This is a genomic window from Brevibacillus sp. M2.1A, from assembly GCF_013284355.2.
GTDB lineage: Bacteria > Bacillota > Bacilli > Brevibacillales > Brevibacillaceae > Brevibacillus.
In genome coordinates this window covers 2,084,202-2,105,480 of the sequence record NZ_JABSUY020000001.1, presented here as the reverse complement: position 1 = coordinate 2,105,480, position 21,279 = coordinate 2,084,202, and the positions used below count along the sequence as shown (strand labels likewise).

19 protein-coding genes are annotated in these 21,279 nt (G+C 44.6%); 7 read left to right on the top strand and 12 right to left on the bottom strand.

The annotated features are described in order from the left end of the window. The first annotated feature begins 64 nt into the window (after positions 1-64). The gene (locus HP567_RS10360; RefSeq protein WP_173608782.1) at positions 65-547 is read left to right on the top strand and encodes a GyrI-like domain-containing protein; all 483 of its coding nucleotides are present in this window, start codon (positions 65-67) and stop codon (positions 545-547) included. 58 nt (positions 548-605) lie between these two features. Here the strand turns inward: HP567_RS10360 and HP567_RS10355 are convergent, their stop codons facing one another. Both HP567_RS10355 and HP567_RS10350 read right to left on the bottom strand, forming a co-directional pair. Further along, positions 606-1,988, bottom strand: a complete 1,383-nt coding sequence (locus HP567_RS10355) for a hypothetical protein (protein WP_173608783.1) — start codon at positions 1,986-1,988, stop codon at positions 606-608. Next, the gene (locus tag HP567_RS10350) at positions 1,972-2,514 is read right to left on the bottom strand and encodes an RNA polymerase sigma factor (protein WP_173608784.1); all 543 of its coding nucleotides are present in this window, start codon (positions 2,512-2,514) and stop codon (positions 1,972-1,974) included. The genes HP567_RS10355 and HP567_RS10350 overlap by 17 nt, the downstream gene beginning before the upstream one ends. A gap of 217 nt (positions 2,515-2,731) precedes the next feature. On the opposite strand from HP567_RS10350, the gene HP567_RS10345 reads away from it, so the two are divergent. Together HP567_RS10345 and HP567_RS10340 are read left to right on the top strand one after the other, a co-directional pair. Then, positions 2,732-3,670 carry an ABC transporter substrate-binding protein gene (locus HP567_RS10345; RefSeq protein WP_173608785.1) on the top strand — a complete coding sequence of 313 codons (939 nt, stop codon included), beginning with the start codon at positions 2,732-2,734 and terminating at the stop codon, positions 3,668-3,670. Between the two features lie 1,368 nt (positions 3,671-5,038). Then, complete coding sequence (locus tag HP567_RS10340; protein WP_304502614.1) at positions 5,039-5,332, top strand: ATP-binding protein; 294 nt, start codon at positions 5,039-5,041, stop codon at positions 5,330-5,332. A 110-nt stretch (positions 5,333-5,442) separates the two neighbouring features. Here HP567_RS10340 and HP567_RS10335 read toward each other — a convergent pair whose 3' ends face one another. Further along, the gene (locus tag HP567_RS10335) at positions 5,443-5,820 is read right to left on the bottom strand and encodes a MerR family transcriptional regulator (RefSeq protein ID WP_088906424.1); all 378 of its coding nucleotides are present in this window, start codon (positions 5,818-5,820) and stop codon (positions 5,443-5,445) included. A 190-nt stretch (positions 5,821-6,010) separates the two neighbouring features. Here HP567_RS10335 and HP567_RS29975 point away from each other — a divergent pair, with 190 nt between their 5' ends. Continuing rightward, entirely contained in the window at positions 6,011-6,778 is a 768-nt protein-coding gene (locus HP567_RS29975; RefSeq protein WP_173608786.1) for a carboxymuconolactone decarboxylase family protein, read from the top strand. Between the two features lie 803 nt (positions 6,779-7,581). Here the strand turns inward: HP567_RS29975 and HP567_RS10320 are convergent. From HP567_RS10320 to HP567_RS10305, 4 genes are all read right to left on the bottom strand, one after another. After that, positions 7,582-8,301 (bottom strand): YebC/PmpR family DNA-binding transcriptional regulator, encoded by a 720-nt coding sequence (locus HP567_RS10320; RefSeq protein ID WP_173608787.1) that lies wholly within the window; start codon positions 8,299-8,301, stop codon positions 7,582-7,584. Positions 8,302-8,462: 161 nt separating this feature from the next. Beyond that, positions 8,463-9,407: a metal ABC transporter substrate-binding protein gene (locus HP567_RS10315; protein ID WP_173608788.1), complete on the bottom strand. Its 945-nt coding sequence runs from the start codon at positions 9,405-9,407 to the stop codon at positions 8,463-8,465. A gap of 15 nt (positions 9,408-9,422) precedes the next feature. Further along, positions 9,423-10,283: a metal ABC transporter permease gene (locus HP567_RS10310; protein WP_173608789.1), complete on the bottom strand. Its 861-nt coding sequence runs from the start codon at positions 10,281-10,283 to the stop codon at positions 9,423-9,425. Beyond that, entirely contained in the window at positions 10,283-11,026 is a 744-nt protein-coding gene (locus HP567_RS10305; RefSeq protein WP_173608790.1) for a metal ABC transporter ATP-binding protein, read from the bottom strand. The genes HP567_RS10310 and HP567_RS10305 overlap by 1 nt, the downstream gene beginning before the upstream one ends. Positions 11,027-11,443: 417 nt before the next feature. On the opposite strand from HP567_RS10305, the gene HP567_RS10300 reads away from it, so the two are divergent. After that, complete coding sequence (locus tag HP567_RS10300; RefSeq protein WP_173608791.1) at positions 11,444-12,814, top strand: amino acid permease; 1,371 nt, start codon at positions 11,444-11,446, stop codon at positions 12,812-12,814. Positions 12,815-12,863: 49 nt separating this feature from the next. Here the strand turns inward: HP567_RS10300 and HP567_RS10295 are convergent, their stop codons facing one another. Continuing rightward, positions 12,864-13,205 carry a hypothetical protein gene (locus HP567_RS10295; protein ID WP_173608792.1) on the bottom strand — a complete coding sequence of 114 codons (342 nt, stop codon included), beginning with the start codon at positions 13,203-13,205 and terminating at the stop codon, positions 12,864-12,866. A gap of 108 nt (positions 13,206-13,313) precedes the next feature. On the opposite strand from HP567_RS10295, the gene HP567_RS10290 reads away from it, so the two are divergent. After that, on the top strand, positions 13,314-15,143 hold the full coding sequence (locus HP567_RS10290) for an adenine deaminase (RefSeq protein ID WP_173608793.1): 1,830 nt from the start codon (positions 13,314-13,316) through the stop codon (positions 15,141-15,143). A gap of 56 nt (positions 15,144-15,199) precedes the next feature. Here HP567_RS10290 and HP567_RS10285 read toward each other — a convergent pair whose 3' ends face one another. After that, the gene (locus HP567_RS10285; protein WP_173608794.1) at positions 15,200-15,907 is read right to left on the bottom strand and encodes a MerR family DNA-binding transcriptional regulator; all 708 of its coding nucleotides are present in this window, start codon (positions 15,905-15,907) and stop codon (positions 15,200-15,202) included. A 161-nt stretch (positions 15,908-16,068) separates the two neighbouring features. Here HP567_RS10285 and HP567_RS10280 point away from each other — a divergent pair, with 161 nt between their 5' ends. Continuing rightward, the gene (locus HP567_RS10280) at positions 16,069-16,737 is read left to right on the top strand and encodes a DUF5701 family protein (RefSeq protein ID WP_173608795.1); all 669 of its coding nucleotides are present in this window, start codon (positions 16,069-16,071) and stop codon (positions 16,735-16,737) included. Between the two features lie 192 nt (positions 16,738-16,929). On the opposite strand, the gene HP567_RS10275 is transcribed toward HP567_RS10280, so the two are convergent. The 3 genes from HP567_RS10275 to HP567_RS10265 form a co-directional block, all read right to left on the bottom strand. Then, positions 16,930-18,981 (bottom strand): serine hydrolase domain-containing protein, encoded by a 2,052-nt coding sequence (locus HP567_RS10275; RefSeq protein WP_173608796.1) that lies wholly within the window; start codon positions 18,979-18,981, stop codon positions 16,930-16,932. A gap of 138 nt (positions 18,982-19,119) precedes the next feature. Continuing rightward, positions 19,120-20,391, bottom strand: coding sequence for a sensor histidine kinase (locus tag HP567_RS10270; RefSeq protein ID WP_173608797.1), 1,272 nt, complete (start codon positions 20,389-20,391; stop codon positions 19,120-19,122). A gap of 1 nt (position 20,392) precedes the next feature. Next, positions 20,393-21,133, bottom strand: a complete 741-nt coding sequence (locus HP567_RS10265; protein WP_173608798.1) for a LytR/AlgR family response regulator transcription factor — start codon at positions 21,131-21,133, stop codon at positions 20,393-20,395. Positions 21,134-21,279: the final 146 nt, after the last annotated feature.

Below are 21,279 nucleotides of genomic sequence, written 5' to 3'. Positions count from 1 at the left end.
GAGAGCTGAAATAGCTGCTGGATTAGCCTTTTCCCTATTCTACTAAATGAAGGGACGTTATTTCGTGAAGCTAACTATTCTCTCCCGCGAGGAAACACACGTAATTGGTATCACTTTTACGGCGAATGTGACAGAGGACTTGGGCAAAAAGCTCTCCGCTACTACCACTGAAGCTTTGCGAGCTAGAAAAAACGAAATTCACCATCAGGTTGGTGAGGCCGAATATCTGATTCAAATCTATCCTGACAAAGCTGACTTCGATGCGGCGGTAGATCCCTTTACCACAATTATTGGACTCGAAGTTTCCAGCCTGGCCGATATTCCTGAAGGGATGGTCAGTCACACGATTCCCGCGGGGACATTTGCAAAAGTAACACACAAGGGACCTGAGACAAACTTGGGCGAGACGTATGGTTTTCTTTACGGGTTCTGGCTCTCTGAATCGGGATATGAGTATGCCGGATTTGATTTTGAGTGCTGGGACGAGCGCTACAAGCCAGAGCAAGAAGATAATGAGATTGATATTTATGTTCCGCTTTTCAAATAAGAGACATAGCGAAAAACCAGGGAATCTCCTCCCTGGTTTTTCTGTTGTTTCGATGTTATTAACTACGCACCCACTCCCCTGTCAGCGCATCAACCATATAGAGCGGTGTGTCGTGATAATAAATATGATAGACGAGACGGGGTTCTAATTTTCCTGTAGTTGGATTCTCCATCAACTTGTAGACCAATCGGAGCGGGCGATGGGTGACGTATACGCTAGTCGCGTCTTCCCGTGACATTGCCTTGCTTTTGTCAGGAAGCTGCTTAGACTCCATGGTATACGTAGGATCGACCCCGATCACCTGTTTTCTGTCCACATCAAAATGAACCGTATACCCCCCCATAATCGGTACTCCCTGATGGGACTTGAAGAATTGATAGGTTTCGATGTTGCCTTTTCTAGTGGCAGAACCAAGTAGCAGTTCTTTGGTGTCTAACGGAAGGTATTTCTGAAATTGCTTTGCTGCTTCTTGTACGTTTTCCAGCTTTGGATGAGGGAGCTTTTCCTTTTTCTCATGGACCTTTTCATACCGATAGTTCAGAATTTTTCCTGTATCTGTTACTACGTCCAGTTCTATTTTCTGTTTGGTTCGGGTTTCCATTTTGTACGTATGTACGCCTGAGCCTTCTTGAATAACGAAGGAAAACGGAGGCTCGAATCCCCACTCCCGAAAAAGTCTATCTGCTTCTTCGATGTTGGGAGCTACCAGCTTTATGCCTCCCGGTTTCACAGGAATTGGCGGCATATCTACTAGACTGTAATCGGGATGATAGCGTTCTGTGGGGTAAATTTCTCCTGTAATGGCATCAATGTCACCTGAAAAAGGAAACTCATATTGCAATCGCCATTCCCACTCTGAATAGAGCAGCCGGGCGCTTTGCCCAAAAATTTGTTCTGCCTTTTTTACTGGCATTGCCTTGTTGGGATCTGGAAAGACCATGCCTGTCGTATCGTTTGTCTGTACCACTTTTTTATGATGCCTGCCCGCCTTGTCTATTGTAAACGTGTATTGGTCGTCAAGAACCGGAATGTTGTTAACCGTCTTGTTCATCACGACATGACCTGTTTCTGTATTGGACAGCATGCCGTTTACCGCATATTGACTTGCATCTCGCCCTGCCAATTCTTGTAGCAGCTTCTTCGCCTGCTCGTATACAGGATGGGCGGGAAGCTGCGGACTACTGGTTGCCGTCACTTGAGGGTTCACGCTTTCGTTTTGCCCCATCCCAGCCATGATATACAGGCCGAATCCAGAAGCGATCACCACTGCTGTCAACCCTACTGTCAGCGGATTCATGAACAGCCGTCTCCCCTTGCCGACCCGAATTACTTCTTGTTCCAGCACTGTACGTAAACTCTCTACAAACTCCTTACGTGGGGGTGTACTTTTTTGCAGAGTCACTAACCGTTCCAGCATATCTCGTTCATTTTGCCAATCCACTGTACAATTCCCCCTTCTTCGTATGCGAAAGTTTGCCATGCAGCAGCTTCAGTGCCCGGTGCATTGTCGTTTTCACGTTTGATTCAGAACAACCTAGTATTTCAGCAGTCTCTTTGACGCTGTACTCTTTAATGCCTCGCAGAATGACAACCATGCGGTGATGCGGTGGTAGTCCCTTGATCGCATCGATCAATTCCTGTTCGTCCTCCCGGCTTTCCGCTTCCTGTGCCGGATTCCCTTCCGAGGCTGGCATCACAACAGACAGCCAGTCCCCTGACAACAGCTTTTGCCACTTACGTTTTCGATAGTAATTCATCGCTGTATGCTTCGCGATCGCAAACAGCCATGTCTTCACGTCAGATCGCTCTTCAAATCGTTCAAGCGAGCGAATCACTCGCAAAAATACCTCCTGTGTCAAATCTTCCGCATCATTCTGACTGCCGGCAAAGTACAGCAAAAATTGATACACATCGTGATAATGCCGCTCATAGATGGTCATGACCTGATGTTTCATTTCTTCATACAAAGAAGCTCCTCCATTCTCTTGCTGTCGGCTGATCGACTACTTTCCTATGCGAAAATTTTCTTGGATACCCATTAGTGTCTTGAGCAGGAAAAAGGTTACAGCAGAATGTTTGAAAATGTTCAGGAATGCAACAGCGACGGATGGATCGGGTAGCCTATAATTTACATGAGTCCTGCTACTCTCCTGATAACACAGAAGTAAGAACGGAGTGACCTGTATGTATAAACGGCTACTAGCTATCCCGCTTGCCGCTTTGCTCCTCGTCTTGGCAGCTTGTGGCAATGGTGGACAAACGGGCGATTATGCGGCATCGAAACCGACCAGATCGATCAATTACCTAGGCAACACTTATACAATTCCAGCCAGAACCAAAGAAATTGTTTTCGTTGGCTTACCTGCTTCCTATGAAGATTCTTTCTTGCTGGGAGTCCCGCCCGTCGCAGCTACGGTGGATAAAAACGGAAAGTTTCCGGCGGAATATCAAGCTATGATCAGAAATGCCAAGCATCTCCCTTATCATATAGTAGATAACTTAAATGAGCTGGTTGCCCTCGATCCTGACGTCATCATGACAACCGACAAGACCTCCAAGGAAGACTTGGCCAAATTACAAACCGCTGCATCCGTCATTCCCGTCTCTACCAACGGAGCTGATTGGCAAGATAACTTGCGTCTGCTTGCTGATGTTCGTGGAAGAGACGACAATTTGGATACCTTTATAGGAAAAGTGAAGCAAAACACACAGGAACTCCGCGACAAGCTCGCCGAACTCCCAGAAAAGAAAGTGCTGACGCTATGGTTCCAAGAAGGCTCCTTCTACGCGTATCCAAAGGATGAACGGTACAATTACCTGTTATATACGGACTTGGCCCTGCCTGTCCCTGATGTCGTCGCGAATATGCAGGAGCGTACAGCGCTCCCTATGGATGCTTTGGCAAAAGAAAATCCTAACTACTTGTTTGTGATGGTCAACAAAGAGGACCAGCCCGCTTTCAAGCAGTTGCAAGAGCAGCCTGCATGGAAAAATCTAAGCGCAGTCAAAACGGGTCAAATGTACGTGAATGCCGTTGAACCAGGATTGGCTGGTGGCACAGCCTACAGCAACCAATCGTTTTTAAATGCAATTCGAAAACAGATGCTAAAGATGAGTGAATAAAAAGATGGGCTTTGCTCATACTATACTCATCGAGCTCGGTGGTGTGTTTTCAATCAGGCTGTAGTCCTTTACGGAGGCGATGTGCCATGGATGATTTACACGATCACCTAGTGAGTAAGGGAAACCGTACACTGCTTTAAGCTTCTAACTTCATATTGGAGGTAGATGCGTCGCACGTGATGATCGGTAACACCTCAAAACTAACGAGCTCGATATATGCCGTCTCCTTTATGGAGGCGGTTTTATTTCTTTTAAAGTGCGCGTTTGTCGGGCGATAGTGCTGGGGAGGAAACAGGAGAAAACGCTCAGATTCTAGGGCCACCCGCTGGGGGATTCACTGCCCGGCTCCATGAAAAAAAGCGAAACCCGCGTCCAAAGTCGTCCATTCAGGAGGTGTCTCAGAGGTGGACGCTAAGAGCTTGTTTCCCTTTTTTTCATTGCGCCTCGGTCGGTGTCCCTAAGATCTTCGCTTATTTCTCCTGTTTCCTCTACGAGCTTTCCGTTTGATCCGATTTTTTAATGCCTTAAAAGAATGAAGAATGTAATCAGTCACGACAGAGAAGAATATTTCCAGACGTAGCGACTTGTGGAGTCCTACCCAGCGGAGAAGGGATTTGCGGGCAACAGAAACGCAACGTGCCCACGCTACGAAGCGGCTACCACTTTTGCGTTTCCCCGCAAATCCCTTCGGAGCGGACAGCCCCAGCCCCCAGCGGGACGGAGCCTGGAGCCTAGACTGGAAATATTCTTCTCTTCACCTCAGCCACATACATAAGAACCTTAAGTTGTTGCTGTAGTGCTGGGGAGGAAACAGGAGAAAACGCTCAGCTTCTTGTCCCACCCGCTGGGGGGGATTTACTGCCCGGCTCCATGAAAAAAAGCGAAACCCGCGTCCAAAGTCGTACATTCAGGAGGTCTCTCAGAGGTGGACGCTAAGAGCTTGTTTCCCTTTTTTTCTTTGCGCCTCGGTCGGTGTCCCAAAGATCCTCGCTTATTTCTCCTGTTTCCTCTGCGAGCTTTCCGTGTTAGTCGGGTTTTAAAAGCCTTAAAAGATGGGAGAATGTAATCTGTTACGACAGAGAAGAATATTTCCAGACGTAGCGACTTGTGGAGTCCTACCCAGCGGAGAAGGGATTTGCGGGCAACAGAAACGCAAACCTGGCACTTCGACAGGTCAAAAATTCAAACGATCCTCTGGAAAATAGCACCTGAGATTCGATTTTGTTCCGATACTCACCGTTTCAGGAACTTCCAACAGAAACGCTCACGAACGATCTGCTGTATCTCACCGAGTTGGACGGCACAAGGTCGCGGACGCTTCACGTTCCGTTCAACTTGAGCGAAGCTGTCGAGAGCGTTATTCTCACAATGGAAGCCGTCATCTTCGAGAAGGATCTCGCGCTAGACTACGACATCGAACCCGGCCTCACCGTCACCGGCTGCAGCGAGCAAATGGAGCAGGTCTTTATGATCCTGCTGGACAACGCGATCAAGTATGCCAATCCAAAGGGCTCAATCCACCTAACGCTTAAAAAGCATCAGGGCCATATCCAGCTATCGGTGACCAATACTGGTCCGGGCATCCCCGCCGAACATGCGGGCAAGATCTATGCGAAGAGTGTGCCGAACGATAAGACGACGTTTTATGTTCAGCTGGACTGACTAAAAAGCTATGGCGTGGGAACGTGTAACAAACAACCATGTTGAAACAACTGTGTAATCATTGGAAAAGCTCGGCATACAGCCGAGCTTTTATCTTACAGTCCAGTATACTAAATTTTCTGCGTGTCTTTCCTTTCTTGAAGTTCGTACATCGCAACCTTATAACTTATTACTTCTAAATGTTTTAGGTTTTCATTGATTTTATTCTGCACTTCTAATTTATGCTGCATCATCATTTCTTTTCTTTGCAGGAATGTTTCATCGCCTAATTCATAAAGATCGATATATTCTTTTATTTTAGAAATAGGCATTCCTGTCAACCGCAGAGATCGGATAAAGTTGATCCATCTCAAATCTTCATCATTATATATTCTACGACCATTTGAATCTCGAGAAATATTTCTTAACAACCCTTCCGTTTCATAAAATCTGAGTGTATTTGCAGACACATGTAAGTTATCAACTACATATTTCATTGAAAATGACATCCGATCCGTCCCCTTTCGTTATAGTTACTATAACGAAATGTAGATCAAAAAAATAGAAAAATGCTTTAGTAACCTCTACACTAATAGCAAATTCTATTGTAAAAACCTATATTTGACTTCGAGCAGCAATAATAAACTACATTAGAAGTACCGGGAAATAGAAAACCTCAAAACTGGAGGCAATTAAGCGATGAACTCAAACTATGAAAATGGAAAAAAACTTTTTCAAGAAACTGATGAATCAGGAATCCAAGCGGTTATTCATGCTTTAAGCGATGTATCTCCCCACATAAGTCGGTACATTATTGAATTTTTTGGGCAAGTTTTCAATAATCCCGTACTCACCTATGAACAAAGAGAAATAATCGTGATCTCTGCGTTAATATCGTTAGGTGATACTCCAAATCAACTCAAATGGCACATGAACTTCGGTTTGAAAGTTGGAATTACGCCGAACGAAATTATTGAAATTGCTACCCATTGTATTCCGTTTTGCGGCGCTCCTCGTGCTTTAAATGCCATTACCGTTGCGAAACAACTTTTTGCAGAACAAAATATCGAAGTAAACATCGAGGACGAACTACTACATTCTGTAGGGGAACGACGGGAAAGAGGCATAGCAAAACTTCAAGAAATCGACGGCAAACATGGTGAGGCGGTTGCCGATTCACTTGCCGAGATTGCCCCTGTATTAGCTGAACAAATCATTGAATTTGCGTTTGGTGAAATCTACAGCCGCTCAGGACTAAACCCTAAACAGCGCCAACTCGTCACATTAGGAGCCTTAACTGCTCAAGGTGGATGCGAGCCACAGTTGCACGTTCATCTCAATGCCTCCATTCGTGTAGGTCTAACGAGACAAGAAGTGATTGAGGCATTACTGCAATGCTACCCATACACGGGATTTCCTAAAGTCTTGAATGCTATAAATGTTGCCAAAAAGATATTTTTAACATAGTTATTCACCGATAGGGCAAGTTGATAAAAAGACCGGACTTCACTCACAGAGTTTTTCCGGTCTTTTTAATTAGATAAATTTTACTACTTTTTTCAGTGTACATTCATCATTTTTCCTATATGTTGGAATCAGTGATTGTCGAAAATTACTCTTAGGTGATGAATGTGCATACCCTTTATCTTGCTTAATCCAACTAACACAAAAATGGTGTAAACCACCTCCGCTATATCTACATCACTAAAACACCCAGAGAACCTTCCAAGTCATATTAAATTCCAATATGAACTCCCCTCATATTTCACAATCCTATCAGAACCTTCAGAATCCCGTATTATTTCACTATTTCTTTAAACACTCTATTTATTAATCTCAATAACTATGCAAAAAGCGAAACCGCGTCCAAAGTGGTCCTTTCAGGATGTTTTTTCAGAGGTGGACGCTTAAGGGCGTGTTTTGCTTTTTTCTCCTGTTTCCTCTACGAGCATTCCGTGTTAGACGGGTTTTAAAAGCCTTAAAAGATGGGAGAATGTAATCTGTTACGACAGAGAAGAATATTTCCAGACGTAGCGACTTGTGGAGTCCTACCGAGCGGAGAAGGGATTTGCGGGCAACAGAAACGCAACGTGCCCACGCTACGAAGCGGCTACCACTTTTGCGTTTCCCCGCAAATCCCTTCGGAGCGGACAGCCCCAGCCCCCAGCGGGACGGAGCCTGGAGCCTAGACTGGAAATATTCTTCTCTTCACCAAAGCAACATAAAAAAGACCTCTGTCCTAAAACAAAGGTCTTCCCCCATCGAAAAAATTATTCACCTAAATCAACGTTATGGTACACCTGCTGCACATCGTCCAAGTCTTCCAAAGCATCGATCAGCTTTTCGAATTGAGCTTGTACGTCTTCTGTCAGCGTTACTTCGTTTTGTGGCAGCATGGTCAGTTCAGCGACGGTAAACTCTGAAACGCCACCATTTTTGAGTGCTTCTTGTACAGCATGGAACTGTTCGGCATCTGCGTAAACGATGACAGCACCGTCTTCTTCCAAAATGTCGCGGACGTCTACGTCTGCTTCCATCAAGATTTCCAGCACTTCATCAGAGGATTTGCCTTCCATACCAAATACCGCTGTTGGGTCAAACATATAAGCAACCGAACCGGATACGCCCATGTTACCGCCGTTTTTGTTGAAAGCGGCACGTACTTCAGGAGCTGTGCGGTTTACGTTGTTGGTTAGTGCATCCACAATGATCATGGAACCGTTTGGCCCAAAGCCTTCGTAGCGCAGCTCGCTAAACGTTTCATCAGAGCCGCCTTTTGCTTTATCAATCGCGCGGTCGATAATCGCTTTCGGTACGCTGTACGTTTTGGCACGCTCCAGGACGACCTTCAGAGCACGGTTGGACTCTGGGTCCGGCTCGCCTTGCTTTGCCGCTACGTAAATTTCCTTCCCGAACTTCGCGTAAATACGACTGGTGCTCGCGTCTTTAGAAGCTTTCTTTTCTTTAATATTGTTCCACTTACGACCCATAATCCCACTCTCTTTCAATATGACAGATTAAAATATGAATACTCCGGATTCCTTTTACACACTAGCCTATTATACCTCAATCTGACGAAAGATGTTAAGCAGTGGAAGAATTTAAAAGCACAGCCCCTGATTAGGAGAGCTGTGCTTTGCTTTTGCCAGGCTTATTTTTTGGTCAATCCTTCGTAAATCGTCTTGATATTCCACTCCATCATTTTGATGTACGTATCACCATCTTCTCCCGGCTTTCCGAGAGAGTCCGTAAATACTTTCCCGACAATCGGTACACCCGTTTCATTCGATACCATCTCCATGCTGCGCGGATCGATACTCGTCTCTACGAACAGAGCCGGGATTTTTTTCGCACGAATCGTATCGACCACCTGCGTAACCTGCTCTGGTGTTCCTTGATTCTCCGAGTTGATTTCCCAAATGTACGCCGCTTCAAAATCGTACGCTTCGCTGAAATATTTGAACGCTCCCTCGCTCGTCACAAGCAAACGCTGTTCTTTCGGAATCTGGTTATATTGCTTCACCGCTTCCTCGTGCAGTGCAGTCAACTGTTCGATGTACTTCTTGGCGTTTTGCTCATACGTTTCCTTGTGCGCTGGGTCCACCTTGATCAAGGCATTTTTTGCATTTTCCGCATACTTGATGCCATTGCGTACATCCAGCCAAGCGTGCGGGTCTTCTTCGCTCTCTTTGCCTTTGGTCGTCAAGTGCTTGGCAGCTACGCCCTCACTGAGACGGAACACAGGTGCATCCGGGCCTGATTTGCCTGCTGTGGTCATCAGTTTATCGAACCAGGAGTTACCGGCTTCCAAGTTCAGTCCATTGTAAAAAACAGCGTCTGCATCCGTCGTTTTTTGCACGTCAGCAGGCAGTGGATCATATTCATGCGGATTGGAGCCAATTGGAGCGAGACTATGGATCTCTACCCGATCCCCCCCAACGTTTTTCACGATGTCATACAGGATGGAATACGTGGTTACGACCTGCAGCTTATCACTATCTGATTTCGTGGGCTCGTTCGCACTTTGCGGAGCACCACACGCTGCCATCAATACGGTTGATAGTAGAAAAACGAAAAACAGATTCCACTTCTTCATAACAATAATTCTCCTTTACTTTAAGAGCTCGACCCGTTTTTGCCGGGCTCGGATTGATTTCCATACTACCCCGTGTTTTCGGGAGAAAAGAAAGGCCAGGAAGAAGAGCACAGTTGCAACCACGACAATTGTGGCACCAGAGGCCAAATTATAGGTAAAGCTAAAATAAAGGCCGATAACCGAAGACAACATCCCAAAACCGCCAGCCAAAAAGATCATGATCGACAAACGGTCCGTCAAAAGATAAGCAGTAGCAGCCGGTGTAATCAGCATGGCGACGACGAGCACGATTCCTACAGTTTGCAAGGAAGCGACAGTTACCATCGTCAACAAGGTCATCAGCAAGTAATGAATGAGGTTGTTACGCAAGCCGTAGGCGGCAGCAATGGTCGGATCGAACGAAGTCAGTAACAGTTCTTTGAAAAAAGCGTAGACTGTCACGATGACGATAACCCCGATACCGACTGTCACCCACATGTCTGACGAACGCACAGCCAATACATTCCCGAACAAAATGTGATAGAGATCCGTACTGCTCTTCAGCATCGTAACCATGATGATTCCGATTGCAAAGGCGGACGTGAACATAATCCCAATCGCCGTGTCGTTCTTGATGCGGCTATTTTGGCTCACGTAGCCAATTCCAACAGCGGTGAGCACACCTGTTAAAACAGCGCCCACGAAGAAATTGATCCCAAAAGCATAGGAGAGTGCCACCCCAGGTAATACAGCGTGCGAGATGGCATCCCCCATCAAGGACATTCCACGCAAGATGATAAAGCTACCGATGACGCCGCAGATTAACCCAACCACTACAGATGTAAACATTGCTTTTTGCAAAAACTCATACTGTCCAATTGCCATCAAGAAATCCATTATGCAAGCACCTCGGTCTTTTCGAGAAATGGGAGTTGATAGGAATATGCTCTCGACATGACTTCTCGATTCAGCACTTCATCGACCGTACCGAACTTGATCAATTCTTTGTTCATTAAAAGGAGTTGATCAAAATACGCATATGCTTTGGACAAGTCATGATGGACGACGACGATTGTTTTGTCCTGAAATTGCAGCTCTTTCAAAATGCGAATGATGGTATCCTCGCTCGCCACATCAATTCCCACAAACGGCTCGTCCAGAAGCAGCAGCTCTGGTTTTTGCGCAAGTGCCCTTGCCAGGAAGACACGCTGTTGCTGCCCGCCGGAGAGCTCCCCAATCTGCCTGTCGCGGAAATCCTCCAGCCCTACTTTTCTCAGGCATTCCAACGCCCACGCTTTTTCCTTTTTCTTCGGAAATTTAAACAGTCCAACACTTGGGTATGTCCCGATCAGCACTGTATCCATGACGGTGATCGGAAACGTCCAATCAATTATGCTCCGCTGTGGTACATAGGCGATTTTCTTCCGGAATTCATTTGTCTCTTTCCCAAAAATCCGCACATTCCCCTTATCTCTCGGAATGAGTTCCAAGAGCGCTTTGATCAGGGTTGACTTCCCTGCCCCGTTTGGACCGATGATTCCAACCATGCTCCCTACTTCAACATCAAAAGAAACATCCCGAACAACTTCGTTCCCAAAGTAGGAGACATGCAAGCCCCTTACCGCGATAGCAGATTCCATGATTTTTTCCCTCCAAATAATAGCCCGTTATATGATCCCGCCCAAAAACCGATGGTGAAACGGGTAAATCCCACATGTACATATGCCTACACACAACAATGTAGTCTTGTACCAATAATATTAACCTAAACAAACTAATATGCATTCGTATAAAAAAGTTTCCCTAACGCAAAATTAAATGATTTCCATTCTCATGTCAATATATTCTTTTTTCTGAAATACAAAAAAAGTGCAGCCTATGTTTAAAAGAGTCAGCACTTCCAGGATGTTCCTATTCCGTTCATATCCAAAAGCTTTTTTTCTATAAAAATAAATAAACATATGTTAAATCGCTATAGTTATGTTAATATGAAGATTATCTGTTTGATAAAAATCTAAAAATTGAAAACTAACTAAAAATAGAGAGAGGTGGATCGTATGCAGGATCAAAAATTGGAGAGAGGTCTAAAAAACAGACACGTACAACTCATCGCGATCGGTGGAGCAATCGGAACAGGATTATTTTTGGGCGCAGGAAAATCGATTCATTTAGCCGGCCCATCCATCTTATTTGCTTACTTGATTACGGGCGTCATCTGCTTTTTAATCATGCGCTCCCTCGGGGAGCTCCTCTTGAGCAATTTGAACTACCATTCTTTCGTGGATTTCGTCAAAGACTATTTGGGGAATATGGCCGCATTTGTCACGGGCTGGACTTACTGGTTTTGCTGGATTTCCATCGCCATGGCCGACCTGACAGCGGTTGGTCTGTACACGCAATTTTGGTTTCCGGAAATACCGCAGTGGATGCCAGGCTTAATCGCCCTCGTGATTTTGTTAATCATGAATCTGGCTACGGTGAAGCTTTTTGGAGAAATGGAATTTTGGTTCGCGCTCGTTAAGGTCATCGCGATTCTCGCCCTGATTTTTGTCGGCATTTTCATGATCATCAAGGGCTTTTCTACGAATGCAGGTGCGTCCACCTTTACGAATCTCTGGAGTCATGGCGGTATGTTCCCGAACGGCTTCAATGGGTTCCTTCTCTCCTTCCAGATGGTCGTATTCGCATTTGTTGGGATCGAGCTCGTCGGTCTGACGGCCGGTGAAACAGAAGACCCAAAACGCGTCATTCCAAAGGCGATTAACCAAATTCCGATTCGAATTTTGATTTTCTACGTTGGCGCACTCATCGTCATCATGAGCATTTATCCTTGGAACGCGATCAACCCATTGGAGAGTCCATTCGTGCAGGTCTTCGCAGCGATTGGCATTGCAGCCGCTGCCGGTATCGTCAACTTTGTCGTACTGACATCCGCCGCTTCCGCATGTAATAGCGCCATTTTCAGTACAAGCCGGATGGTTTACTCCCTTGCCAAAGAAAAGAATGCACCTGTGCCCCTTACCAAACTGACTGCCAACAAGGTCCCGGCAAATGCACTACTCTTTTCGACAGTTGTCATTCTAATCGCAGTCGTATTGAACTACGTCATGCCAGAGGGCGTATTTACTCTGATTACTAGTGTGTCGACCGTTTGCTTTATCTTTATTTGGGGAATCACGGTCATCTGTCATTTGAAATATCGCAAAACGAGACCGGAATTAGCAAAAGCGAACCCATTTAAAATGCCGCTCTATCCTTTTGCCAATTACCTGATCCTGGCATTCCTTGCCTTCATCCTGGTCGTCCTTGCACTCGCAGAAGATACACGAGTCGCCTTGTTTATCACACCTGTATGGTTTATTCTGCTCGTCGTGATCTACAAACTGCGGAAAACGAGAACAAATGAAATAGAGGTAGCCGAACACTAAGCAGCGCCTCCTGTTTTCACTTTCAACAACGGTGAAAACGGGAGGTGCTTTATTTTGGTATCTCCTCGCGCTGCTCCCCTTCAAATACCCCTTCGATCACAATACCCTTCTTGCACTTTAGGTAGTACATAAACGGAAAATAGGAGACAAAGCCAAATAGGACTGCGCCTAATCCATACAGCAGCGGTACAGAAAGCACATGCAAGATTCCCGCTGTCCATCCCTTGACCTGCATACTGAAAATCAAAGCTTCCGAAGCGCCAAACTGCCCCATTACAAGTAAAAATAGGAAACGAAAGGCTCCATCCAAAACCCCGATCGAAACCCCGGCTCCCGCACACAGCTTGATGTAGGACGATATTTTTATGTTTATGACTTTTACTCTCGTCATCCACTACACCCTCTTTTTTTAAATTTTTTCTAAAAGAAAACTAGCTTCCTTCCTCTTCGATGTGTACTATATGTAAAAAACCAAATCCAGCATGAGGTGATAGTAAACATGACACAGCAGCATCCGTCCTTTGCAAGACCTCCACTCGCAGATTGCATTCCTGATCTCGTTGCCTTTTCCAGAGGGGAGAAAAAAGCGACCCTCTTCATCCATAACGGCACTCTCGTCAATGTTCTCTCCGGTGAAATCTTGCCGAATATGTCCATCGCTGTTGTTGGCACACGTATCGCCTATGTCGGTCCTTTTGTAGAAGGGATGACGGATGAATCCACCAGGACCATCGATGCAAAAGGAAAGTATATGGCACCAGGACTGTTGGACGGGCACTGTCATATCGAAAGCAGCATGCTGTCCGTGACGCAATTCGCCAATGCGGTACTGCCCCTCGGAACGACAGGCGGTTTTTTCGACGCACATGAGATCTCGAATGTTCTCGGTTTACCTGGTTTGCGGATCATGCTGGATGAGGCGAGACAAACCCCGATGGCTGCTTACATGCAGGTCGCTTCCTGCGTCCCTTCAACGGATGCTTCTTTTGAAACGGCTGGGGCAGAATTCGGACCAGCGGAAGTCGCGGAAGCATTGAGCTGGGGACCCGATATGATCGCGCTCGGAGAAGTCATGAATTTCCCTGGGGTCGTGTACGGAGACCCGAAAATGATTGGAGAGATTCAAGCGACACTGCGGGCAGGAAAAGTAGTGGATGGTCACTATACATGGCCGTCAAGTGATCCACGTCTGGCTGCTTATGCAGCTGCGGGTGTAACCGGCGACCATGAGTGTGTGACCAGCGAAGATGTCGCACAGCGGGTACGCCTTGGCATGTATGCCAAAATGCGCCGCGGCTCAGCCTGGCACGATGTTGCAGCAACGATCAAGGCACACACCGAACAGGGCATTGACTCCCGCCGGATGATGCTCGTGTCCGATGACCGCATCTGTGATTCGTTGAAAGAAGAAGGTCATATGAACTTCATCGTCAGACATGCGATCTCGCAAGGAGTCAAGCCTGTGACTGCCTTCCAGATGGCGACCATCAATACAGCAGAACGATTCGGTGTCGCACGAGATGTAGGCTCGATCGCACCGGGTATCATCGCCGATATCATTTTGCTCGACGGGAATCTGGCTGATGTAAATGTCGTGACGACGATCGCACGCGGTGAAGTAGTGGCGGAAAACGGTGAAATGACGCTCGAACTTTCTCCGTTCCCTTACCCTGAGTTTGCCATCAACTCTGTGAAAATCAAGGCTGAGCTCACGCCATCTGACTTCATCATCAAGACCCCCGTTCCGTCCGGGACGATCAAGACACGCGTCGCAGTTGTCCGCGAAAATCACGTAGAGACGGACGAAGTGTTTGTCGATGTGGCTGTCGCAAATGGCGAGCTCCAGATCACGCCCGAGAGTACCTTGTGCAAAATGGCTGTTTTCGAACGCCATGGGAAAACAGGCGGCTCTGGCATTGGGATTGTCGGCAATGTCGGATTTAACCAGCCAGCAGCGATTGCCATGACTGTCGCCCATGACTGCCATAACGTGCTTGTCATCGGAAACGATGATGAGCGGATGGCACAAGCAGCCAATGCTGTGATCAGCATGCAAGGCGGCATCGCTGTCGTGACTGGAGACGGCGAAATGGTAGAGCTTCCGCTGCGTTTAGCTGGACTGATGTCGACCGAGCCTTATGAAACAGTTGTGCAGCAATCCATGGAGATTAGCCAAGCATTGGTGAAGGCGGGCTGCACGATGAACTACGCCTTTATGACATTGTCTTTGCTTGCTCTGGTCGTCATACCGACATTGCATATATCGGATACGGGCTTGATTCGCATTTCAGATGCAGGATTTGAGCGAGTATCACTGTTTGTGGAATAACGATGACATCCCCTCTTTTGCGAATGTGCAGAAGAGGGTTTTCTCTTTTCGCTACCCTATTCTTCGACCAACTGAACCACTTTGCATAATTGATAGAAATAGAAAACCCCACGCGTTTGTACGAGATTCATCTGATCCAGATAGCGCAACGTTTCCAAAGCGATGTTTCGCGCCTCTTTTACATCCTCTTCATTCATGTTCGCGATAGCTTCCTTCAGCTCCACAACCGATAAGGAATAGACAGCAGGTCGCAGCGTGCGTAGCAGCATGATTTTGCGGATTTGCGAGCGATTGAAGAGACGGTAGCCATTTTTCTCATCGCGGGAAGTCGTAATAAGTCCAACCTTTTCCCAGTGGCGGATGGTTGAGCTCGGCAGAGAAGTCATGGTTGCTACCTCCCCAATCGTCATCCATTCGCCGTTTCCAGCTTCCTCACCCTTTCCAGCTGGACCGTCTTCAAGCATCGCCACGTTTCGTTCCGCTAACTGTTTGTCCCTCTGCAAGTTAGCCTGTACCTCATTCACAAGCCATAGAGCAGCCTGCAACTGTCTATCCTGAATCAATCGCATGACCTGCGCCGTCACATCCATTCCAAAGCCTGGGGACATGGCTTGGATACAGGTAAAATAAGCGACGTGTTCCTCCGTATACTTCCGGTAGCCGCTCACTGACCGTTCTACAGGTGGAACCAGCCCATGTGCTTCATAATTGCGCAAGGCGCTCGTACTCAGTTTCAGCTTACGTGCAATATCAATGGGGCGCACGGCAGCCAGCCTCCTTCCGATTTTCTTCCACAAAGATTAAAGCTTATTTGTAAAGTTACTTCAACCCAAATCAGCTTCATTCCTTTTCTTTTGGAGAAACCTTTCAATTAGCGCGAATGTTGTAAGATGAATGTGACAAGTGGAAGGAGGCGCATTAACTTATGCACAAAGCTGAATTCGAACGGCAACTGACAACACTCATTCATAAGGGCTATCCTGAAATGGCGGGCATGACAGCAGATGAATTTCGGGAAAATCTGACCCCGCTGCAACCACTGGCAGAAGCTCTCACCATTCAAGAAGACGACCTGCAAGCGGGCGTCGTCCCCTTTGTTCTCGTGGTAAAAGGCGAATGGTTCGACGGAGAAAAAGCGATGCAAGCCATCGAGCGGAAAAAGAAAGCTGGCTTCAGTGTCATGGATGCAGAAGAAATCCGGCGATTTACACCCATCGAAGACATCGAGATTCCTACAGGAATGGCTTACCTGATGACCGGAATTGATACGGGAAAAGAAACGCTGAACATCACTCCGAATGACGCGATGCCCATCCTCTTGGAGCAGCAGCGTTCTCCGCTCACGCTGGAGGAAGGAATTGCCCTGATCACCCACTTCCCGGATCTGGTAAAGAAAAACAACGGCTTTTCTCTACTCGGCTCTCGTTGTGGCGATCGACGAGTAACGGCCATGTGGATCAGCGAAAACAAGCCAAAGCTAGGCTGGTGCTGGGCTGGCAATCCACATACGTGGCTTGGTTCGGCTTCCTGCAAAGCTCGTTTGGGTGAAAAAAAACTTGAGATGGTCTTACCCCTGTCAAGTAAACACAACTAGAAAATTCTAAGCAGCCAGTGTGTTTCGGTATTCGACCGGGGCACACTGGTTTTGAATGTTTGACCTTTTTTTAGCCATAGTAAAATCCCCTCCAAGGAGAGTGTACCACCCACTGTTAGTTTGGCGGGCTTTTAACACTGTCTACTCAAAGGGGATATTACCAGTAATGCGGACTTTTATGCTTACATCTATCTATTCTTCAAAATTAATTTTAAATACATCACCCGCATTCCCACCAAAAACGATCATCCCACCCTCAGGCAGTACTACCGAATGCTTGTTACTTGCCTTTGAAAAGTTCACAGTCATTCCATTCTTGTCATAAACGGCGAATCCTCCGCTTTCCGGAGTCTCAACGTTCATAACTCGGTTGGCTGATTTTGCATCGATTTTATACCATCTAGCCTGACCATCCGATGGTATGATGCATAATGAATCTTTCCCATCATTAAAGGTTGGAATAGCATCTTCACTGATATAGGATAATCCATTGATCTTTACATACTCTTTTTGATTCTTATGATAGAAATTCAAATCAAAAGCGTCTCTTCCGTTTGCAACAGGAATCTGAATTACATTTACTGCATTATTCTTGTCAACGATTTTAGTGCCTGAAGCGTATCCATGGCTGATATCAACCGATATAGTTTTGGTCACAAGCGCATTGTTTAGATACATCACTGAAGTGATCTTTTCATCTACAGCGTAGTATTTTTTTCCATCCCTATGTTCCCATACCGTTTTCATTGACTGTTTTAGTGGATTGGAAGCTAACTTTTGAAATTCATAGGTTACCGAAAACGCTTGACCTAATCCTGGATTATTTATATAAGCGTTAAGTTTTAAATAGGTTTTTCCATTCTTCGCTCGGTCAAAGCTTATCGTTGCATTCCCATCGTTGTTTTTGAACTGTCCATTGCCGGTATATACATATTTTTGCGGCGGTACCCCTCCAAATGCTAGATCAGGTAAATGAATCTCCCCGTTCTTTATCTCCAGTTTTACCGTTTTACCTACACTACCGTATAACCCAGAGTATGCAAGCATATCGGATGGCATGTCCACTTTCACTGGAGGTTCAAATGTTTTTTCAGGTAGAATTTCTTTAATGGTGCCTTTGGCTCTTAGATATTCCAATAAAATATTTGATGCAGCTAAACTATTATAGATACCACTGCCTCCCGATGAAAGCACAGCAATCGTAATATCATGTTCGGGTAAGGTCACCAAAGCAGCGTGATACATAATCGTATCTCCACCTTTAAATAATGCTGTTATTCCGTAATCACTAAACGGTGTTAAACGGACAGCATCCCAACCAAGACCATAGTTAATCGAGTTTGTCTCTTCAGGAACCCACACGCCTTTTCTATACTCATGACTTTGCATAGCCTTTGCTGACTTCTCAGATAAAATATCCGTTCGATTCCCGATTAATACTTCAGCGAATTCAGTTACTTCTTCAGCCGTGGAGTAAAGGCCTCCTGTCCCTATGAGATTGGCATTCTCAACGGGTAAAGCTTGATCCAACCCAGGATAATAAGTTTTTATGAGCCTGTCTCTATCAAAAGAATCAAGTGGTGTTTTGGTAGAGGTCAATTGAAGAGGATCAGAAATATAGGTTTCAAGAAATTCGCTATAACGTAAACCGCTCACTCGCTCAATCAATATTTCAAGCAGCTGAAAACCATCATTGCAATATACTGAAAACTCGCCGGGAGTTGACTTTAAGCTTTCGGATTGTAATCTTACCAATAATTCATCATGATTTTTCGTATCATTATCATCAAATAAAAAACTATTCCCATATTGACTACCGTAAATTCCAGAAGAATGATTCATCAACATACGTGGCGTAATCTGTTTATATCGCTTATCTGCCATTTTAAAGTCCTTGATATACGTGGTTAGCGGCTTATCAATATCAATTCTTTTAGAATCAGCCAGCATCATCGTTGCAGCAGTCACGTACATTTTACTTACCGAGCCGATTCCAAACATCGTGTCTTCGGTGATCGGACTCTTGGTCTCTTTATCGTATACACCAGCACTGCCTGATAAGACAATGGATCCATGATCCCTAATTGCATACTGCAATCCACTAGCACCATATTCGGATACGATCTTCGAAGCCTGCTCCCGTGCCTTTTCTTCTACAGTATCAGGATTCGTTAGAGCAAAAGCAGGGGTGACCAGTATTGCAATAAGAATAGCGGTCATGAATACAGCAACCACCTTCTTCATTGTTAATTCCTCCTCGTAATTCTTGCTGTATTGTACTTCGCTGAAATGATCATACAAGGAAAAAGTCTGCTAGAATAAAAATGACCCTGAAACGAAAAAAACAATCCCTAAACAACATGTTGTCTAAGGATTGTTGCTTTAATATGGAAGTACGACCATATTATTAAATTCTTTATGTTTCGTTTCAATGGTCATATGACCACCGTACTTGTCACAAATTCTAGCTATGTTTGTTAATCCGATACCATGAAATTCCGCGTTTGATTTTTGGCTGTGCAAATAGGCAACTTCATTCTCCATATGATTCAAGATGTGAATGAGAAGGGTAGACTCGGTAGAATATATTTTGATTAGAATGTACCTATCTTCTGCGATTTTCACTCGTTTAGAAGCTTCCACTGCGTTATCTAGCATATTTCCTAGAGCTACACATAAGTCATAACGGTCAATATTAACTTCCTGTGAATATAGGTTAATCTTCGTCTCTATTCTTATACCATTGGCTTGTCCAATATTAAGCGTATTTGTGACAAGGGCATCTATAACCAGATTCCCCGTATTAACGCGATGATAGGCTCCTTCGACTTTATTTAAAGTAGTCTTGATATGTTCCATTGCCGCTTCTAACTCATTTCGCTTAATACATTCTTCGATATACAAAAGCTGTTGGTTCGTATCATGAATGATTCGTTTAATCGATTTGAAGCTGTGAACTGTTTTTTCGTAATTCGCATCTTGATAGTCCATTTGATTTTGCAATTGCGAATTCTCATGCATAAATTGAAATTTATCAACGATATTATCAAAAATATAGAAAATAATAACGTTTAAGAGAAGCATTCCAATGACGGAAATGAAAGAATAAACGTCCATATAAGTTAGAATACTCAGCTGGTATATACTTACGACAGGAATAACCAAGAATAATGCGTAGTAACGATTATCCAAAGAGAAACTTCTACGTTTTGCAAGTAGTCGTATGATCTGAATGATCGCAAACATGATCATGGAACTGAGTAAAATAGCTTTCGTATTGGCTATTTGATCTTGTTCATTTATAGAGTGAAAGCTAAAGTCAACGGAATCTAGGGAATAAAATAAATATAGCGATATAAAATAAGAGAGAGATGCTAAAACACTGTAAAGTATAGAAAAAGTAAACTTCGTTTTAAATTCTACTGTATAAGATTGCGCAAAACTAAATATCACAAGAAAAGATAGCATCGAAGATAAAATAAGAGAGGCTGGTATAACTAAATATAGGTAATCGAGCAATCCAAAGATAATGAAGTATATAAATCGGTTTTGTTTTTTAGCTGATTTATCAAATACCGAATTGAAGAAAAAATTAACTTGCACACCCATCAGAAGTATCATGCAAAAGACAATCGGAAAATTATTTTGAATCATATCAATCGACCTTCATAATCATAAATTTGGTGTAAGTGTCTTTAACCTCTTTCATTTTAGAACGGCCTATAGGCAATTCCCTCCCATTGGACATGAGAACCACTCCACTTGCAAATTTCTTCACATGAAGCAGATTAATAATAATGGAACGATGGATTTGTATGAAGTTACAGTCCTTTAAGGCCAGAGCATAATCAGAAATGATGCCTTTGCTTTCATAGGTTTGATTTGTGGTCGTAAAATGCAGCTTGCTTTTTATGGTTAAGCTTTTGGCAGCTTCAATACAAATAAGTTCATCATGTTTTAATACGACTTCTTCATAGCCTGACTTGATGACCATATACTTTTTATCAAGTGCTTGAAAGTATTGGTGTAGCTTGATGATTTTCTCCTCCAAGATCGAAGGTGCAATGGGTTTTATCAAGTACTGGAATGTCATGACGTCAAAACTTTCCACCATATACTGGGGGTAACTTGTCAGAAAAATAATTTGTTCATCCAGGTTCTTTAACCCTCTTATGGTTCGGGCTGTTTGAATTCCGTTCATTCCACCCATTTCAATGTCCAAAATTAAAATATGGAACGGAATTTCTTGGCGCTCATAATAAGATACCAACTGCTCTCCCGCGTCGAATGATTCGATTACAAATTCAATATTTGTCTTTATCGACAATGTAAGTAGAATACTTTTAACAAACTCTCTGTGTTTCTCCTCATCATCGCAAATAGCCACTCTATACATAAATGATGTACCCTCGTTCCATTACCTTTATTTTAAAGTTCTATCATAAACATGATACAACCTCTTAACTTTATATAGATAGATTTTGGATGAAATGCAAATTTGAATCCCTTAAATCACAATCACCCCCCTGGCCCTTATGAATG

What these genes read in the sequence shown, in the direction of transcription:
- HP567_RS10300 (WP_173608791.1), top strand. Translation starts at nt 11,444, where the DNA reads ATGCAGGATCAAAAATTGGAGAGAGGTCTAAAAAACAGACACGTACAA.
- HP567_RS10345 (WP_173608785.1), top strand. Translation starts at nt 2,732, where the DNA reads ATGTATAAACGGCTACTAGCTATCCCGCTTGCCGCTTTGCTCCTCGTC.
- HP567_RS10305 (WP_173608790.1), bottom strand. Translation starts at nt 11,026, where the DNA reads ATGGAATCTGCTATCGCGGTAAGGGGCTTGCATGTCTCCTACTTTGGG.
- HP567_RS29975 (WP_173608786.1), top strand. Translation starts at nt 6,011, where the DNA reads ATGAACTCAAACTATGAAAATGGAAAAAAACTTTTTCAAGAAACTGAT.
- HP567_RS10315 (WP_173608788.1), bottom strand. Translation starts at nt 9,407, where the DNA reads ATGAAGAAGTGGAATCTGTTTTTCGTTTTTCTACTATCAACCGTATTG.
- HP567_RS10320 (WP_173608787.1), bottom strand. Translation starts at nt 8,301, where the DNA reads ATGGGTCGTAAGTGGAACAATATTAAAGAAAAGAAAGCTTCTAAAGAC.
- HP567_RS10280 (WP_173608795.1), top strand. Translation starts at nt 16,069, where the DNA reads ATGCACAAAGCTGAATTCGAACGGCAACTGACAACACTCATTCATAAG.
- HP567_RS10335 (WP_088906424.1), bottom strand. Translation starts at nt 5,820, where the DNA reads ATGTCATTTTCAATGAAATATGTAGTTGATAACTTACATGTGTCTGCA.
- HP567_RS10275 (WP_173608796.1), bottom strand. Translation starts at nt 18,981, where the DNA reads ATGAAGAAGGTGGTTGCTGTATTCATGACCGCTATTCTTATTGCAATA.
- HP567_RS10265 (WP_173608798.1), bottom strand. Translation starts at nt 21,133, where the DNA reads ATGTATAGAGTGGCTATTTGCGATGATGAGGAGAAACACAGAGAGTTT.
- HP567_RS10310 (WP_173608789.1), bottom strand. Translation starts at nt 10,283, where the DNA reads ATGGATTTCTTGATGGCAATTGGACAGTATGAGTTTTTGCAAAAAGCA.
- HP567_RS10295 (WP_173608792.1), bottom strand. Translation starts at nt 13,205, where the DNA reads ATGACGAGAGTAAAAGTCATAAACATAAAAATATCGTCCTACATCAAG.
- HP567_RS10290 (WP_173608793.1), top strand. Translation starts at nt 13,314, where the DNA reads ATGACACAGCAGCATCCGTCCTTTGCAAGACCTCCACTCGCAGATTGC.
- HP567_RS10340 (WP_304502614.1), top strand. Translation starts at nt 5,039, where the DNA reads ATGGAAGCCGTCATCTTCGAGAAGGATCTCGCGCTAGACTACGACATC.
- HP567_RS10270 (WP_173608797.1), bottom strand. Translation starts at nt 20,391, where the DNA reads ATGATTCAAAATAATTTTCCGATTGTCTTTTGCATGATACTTCTGATG.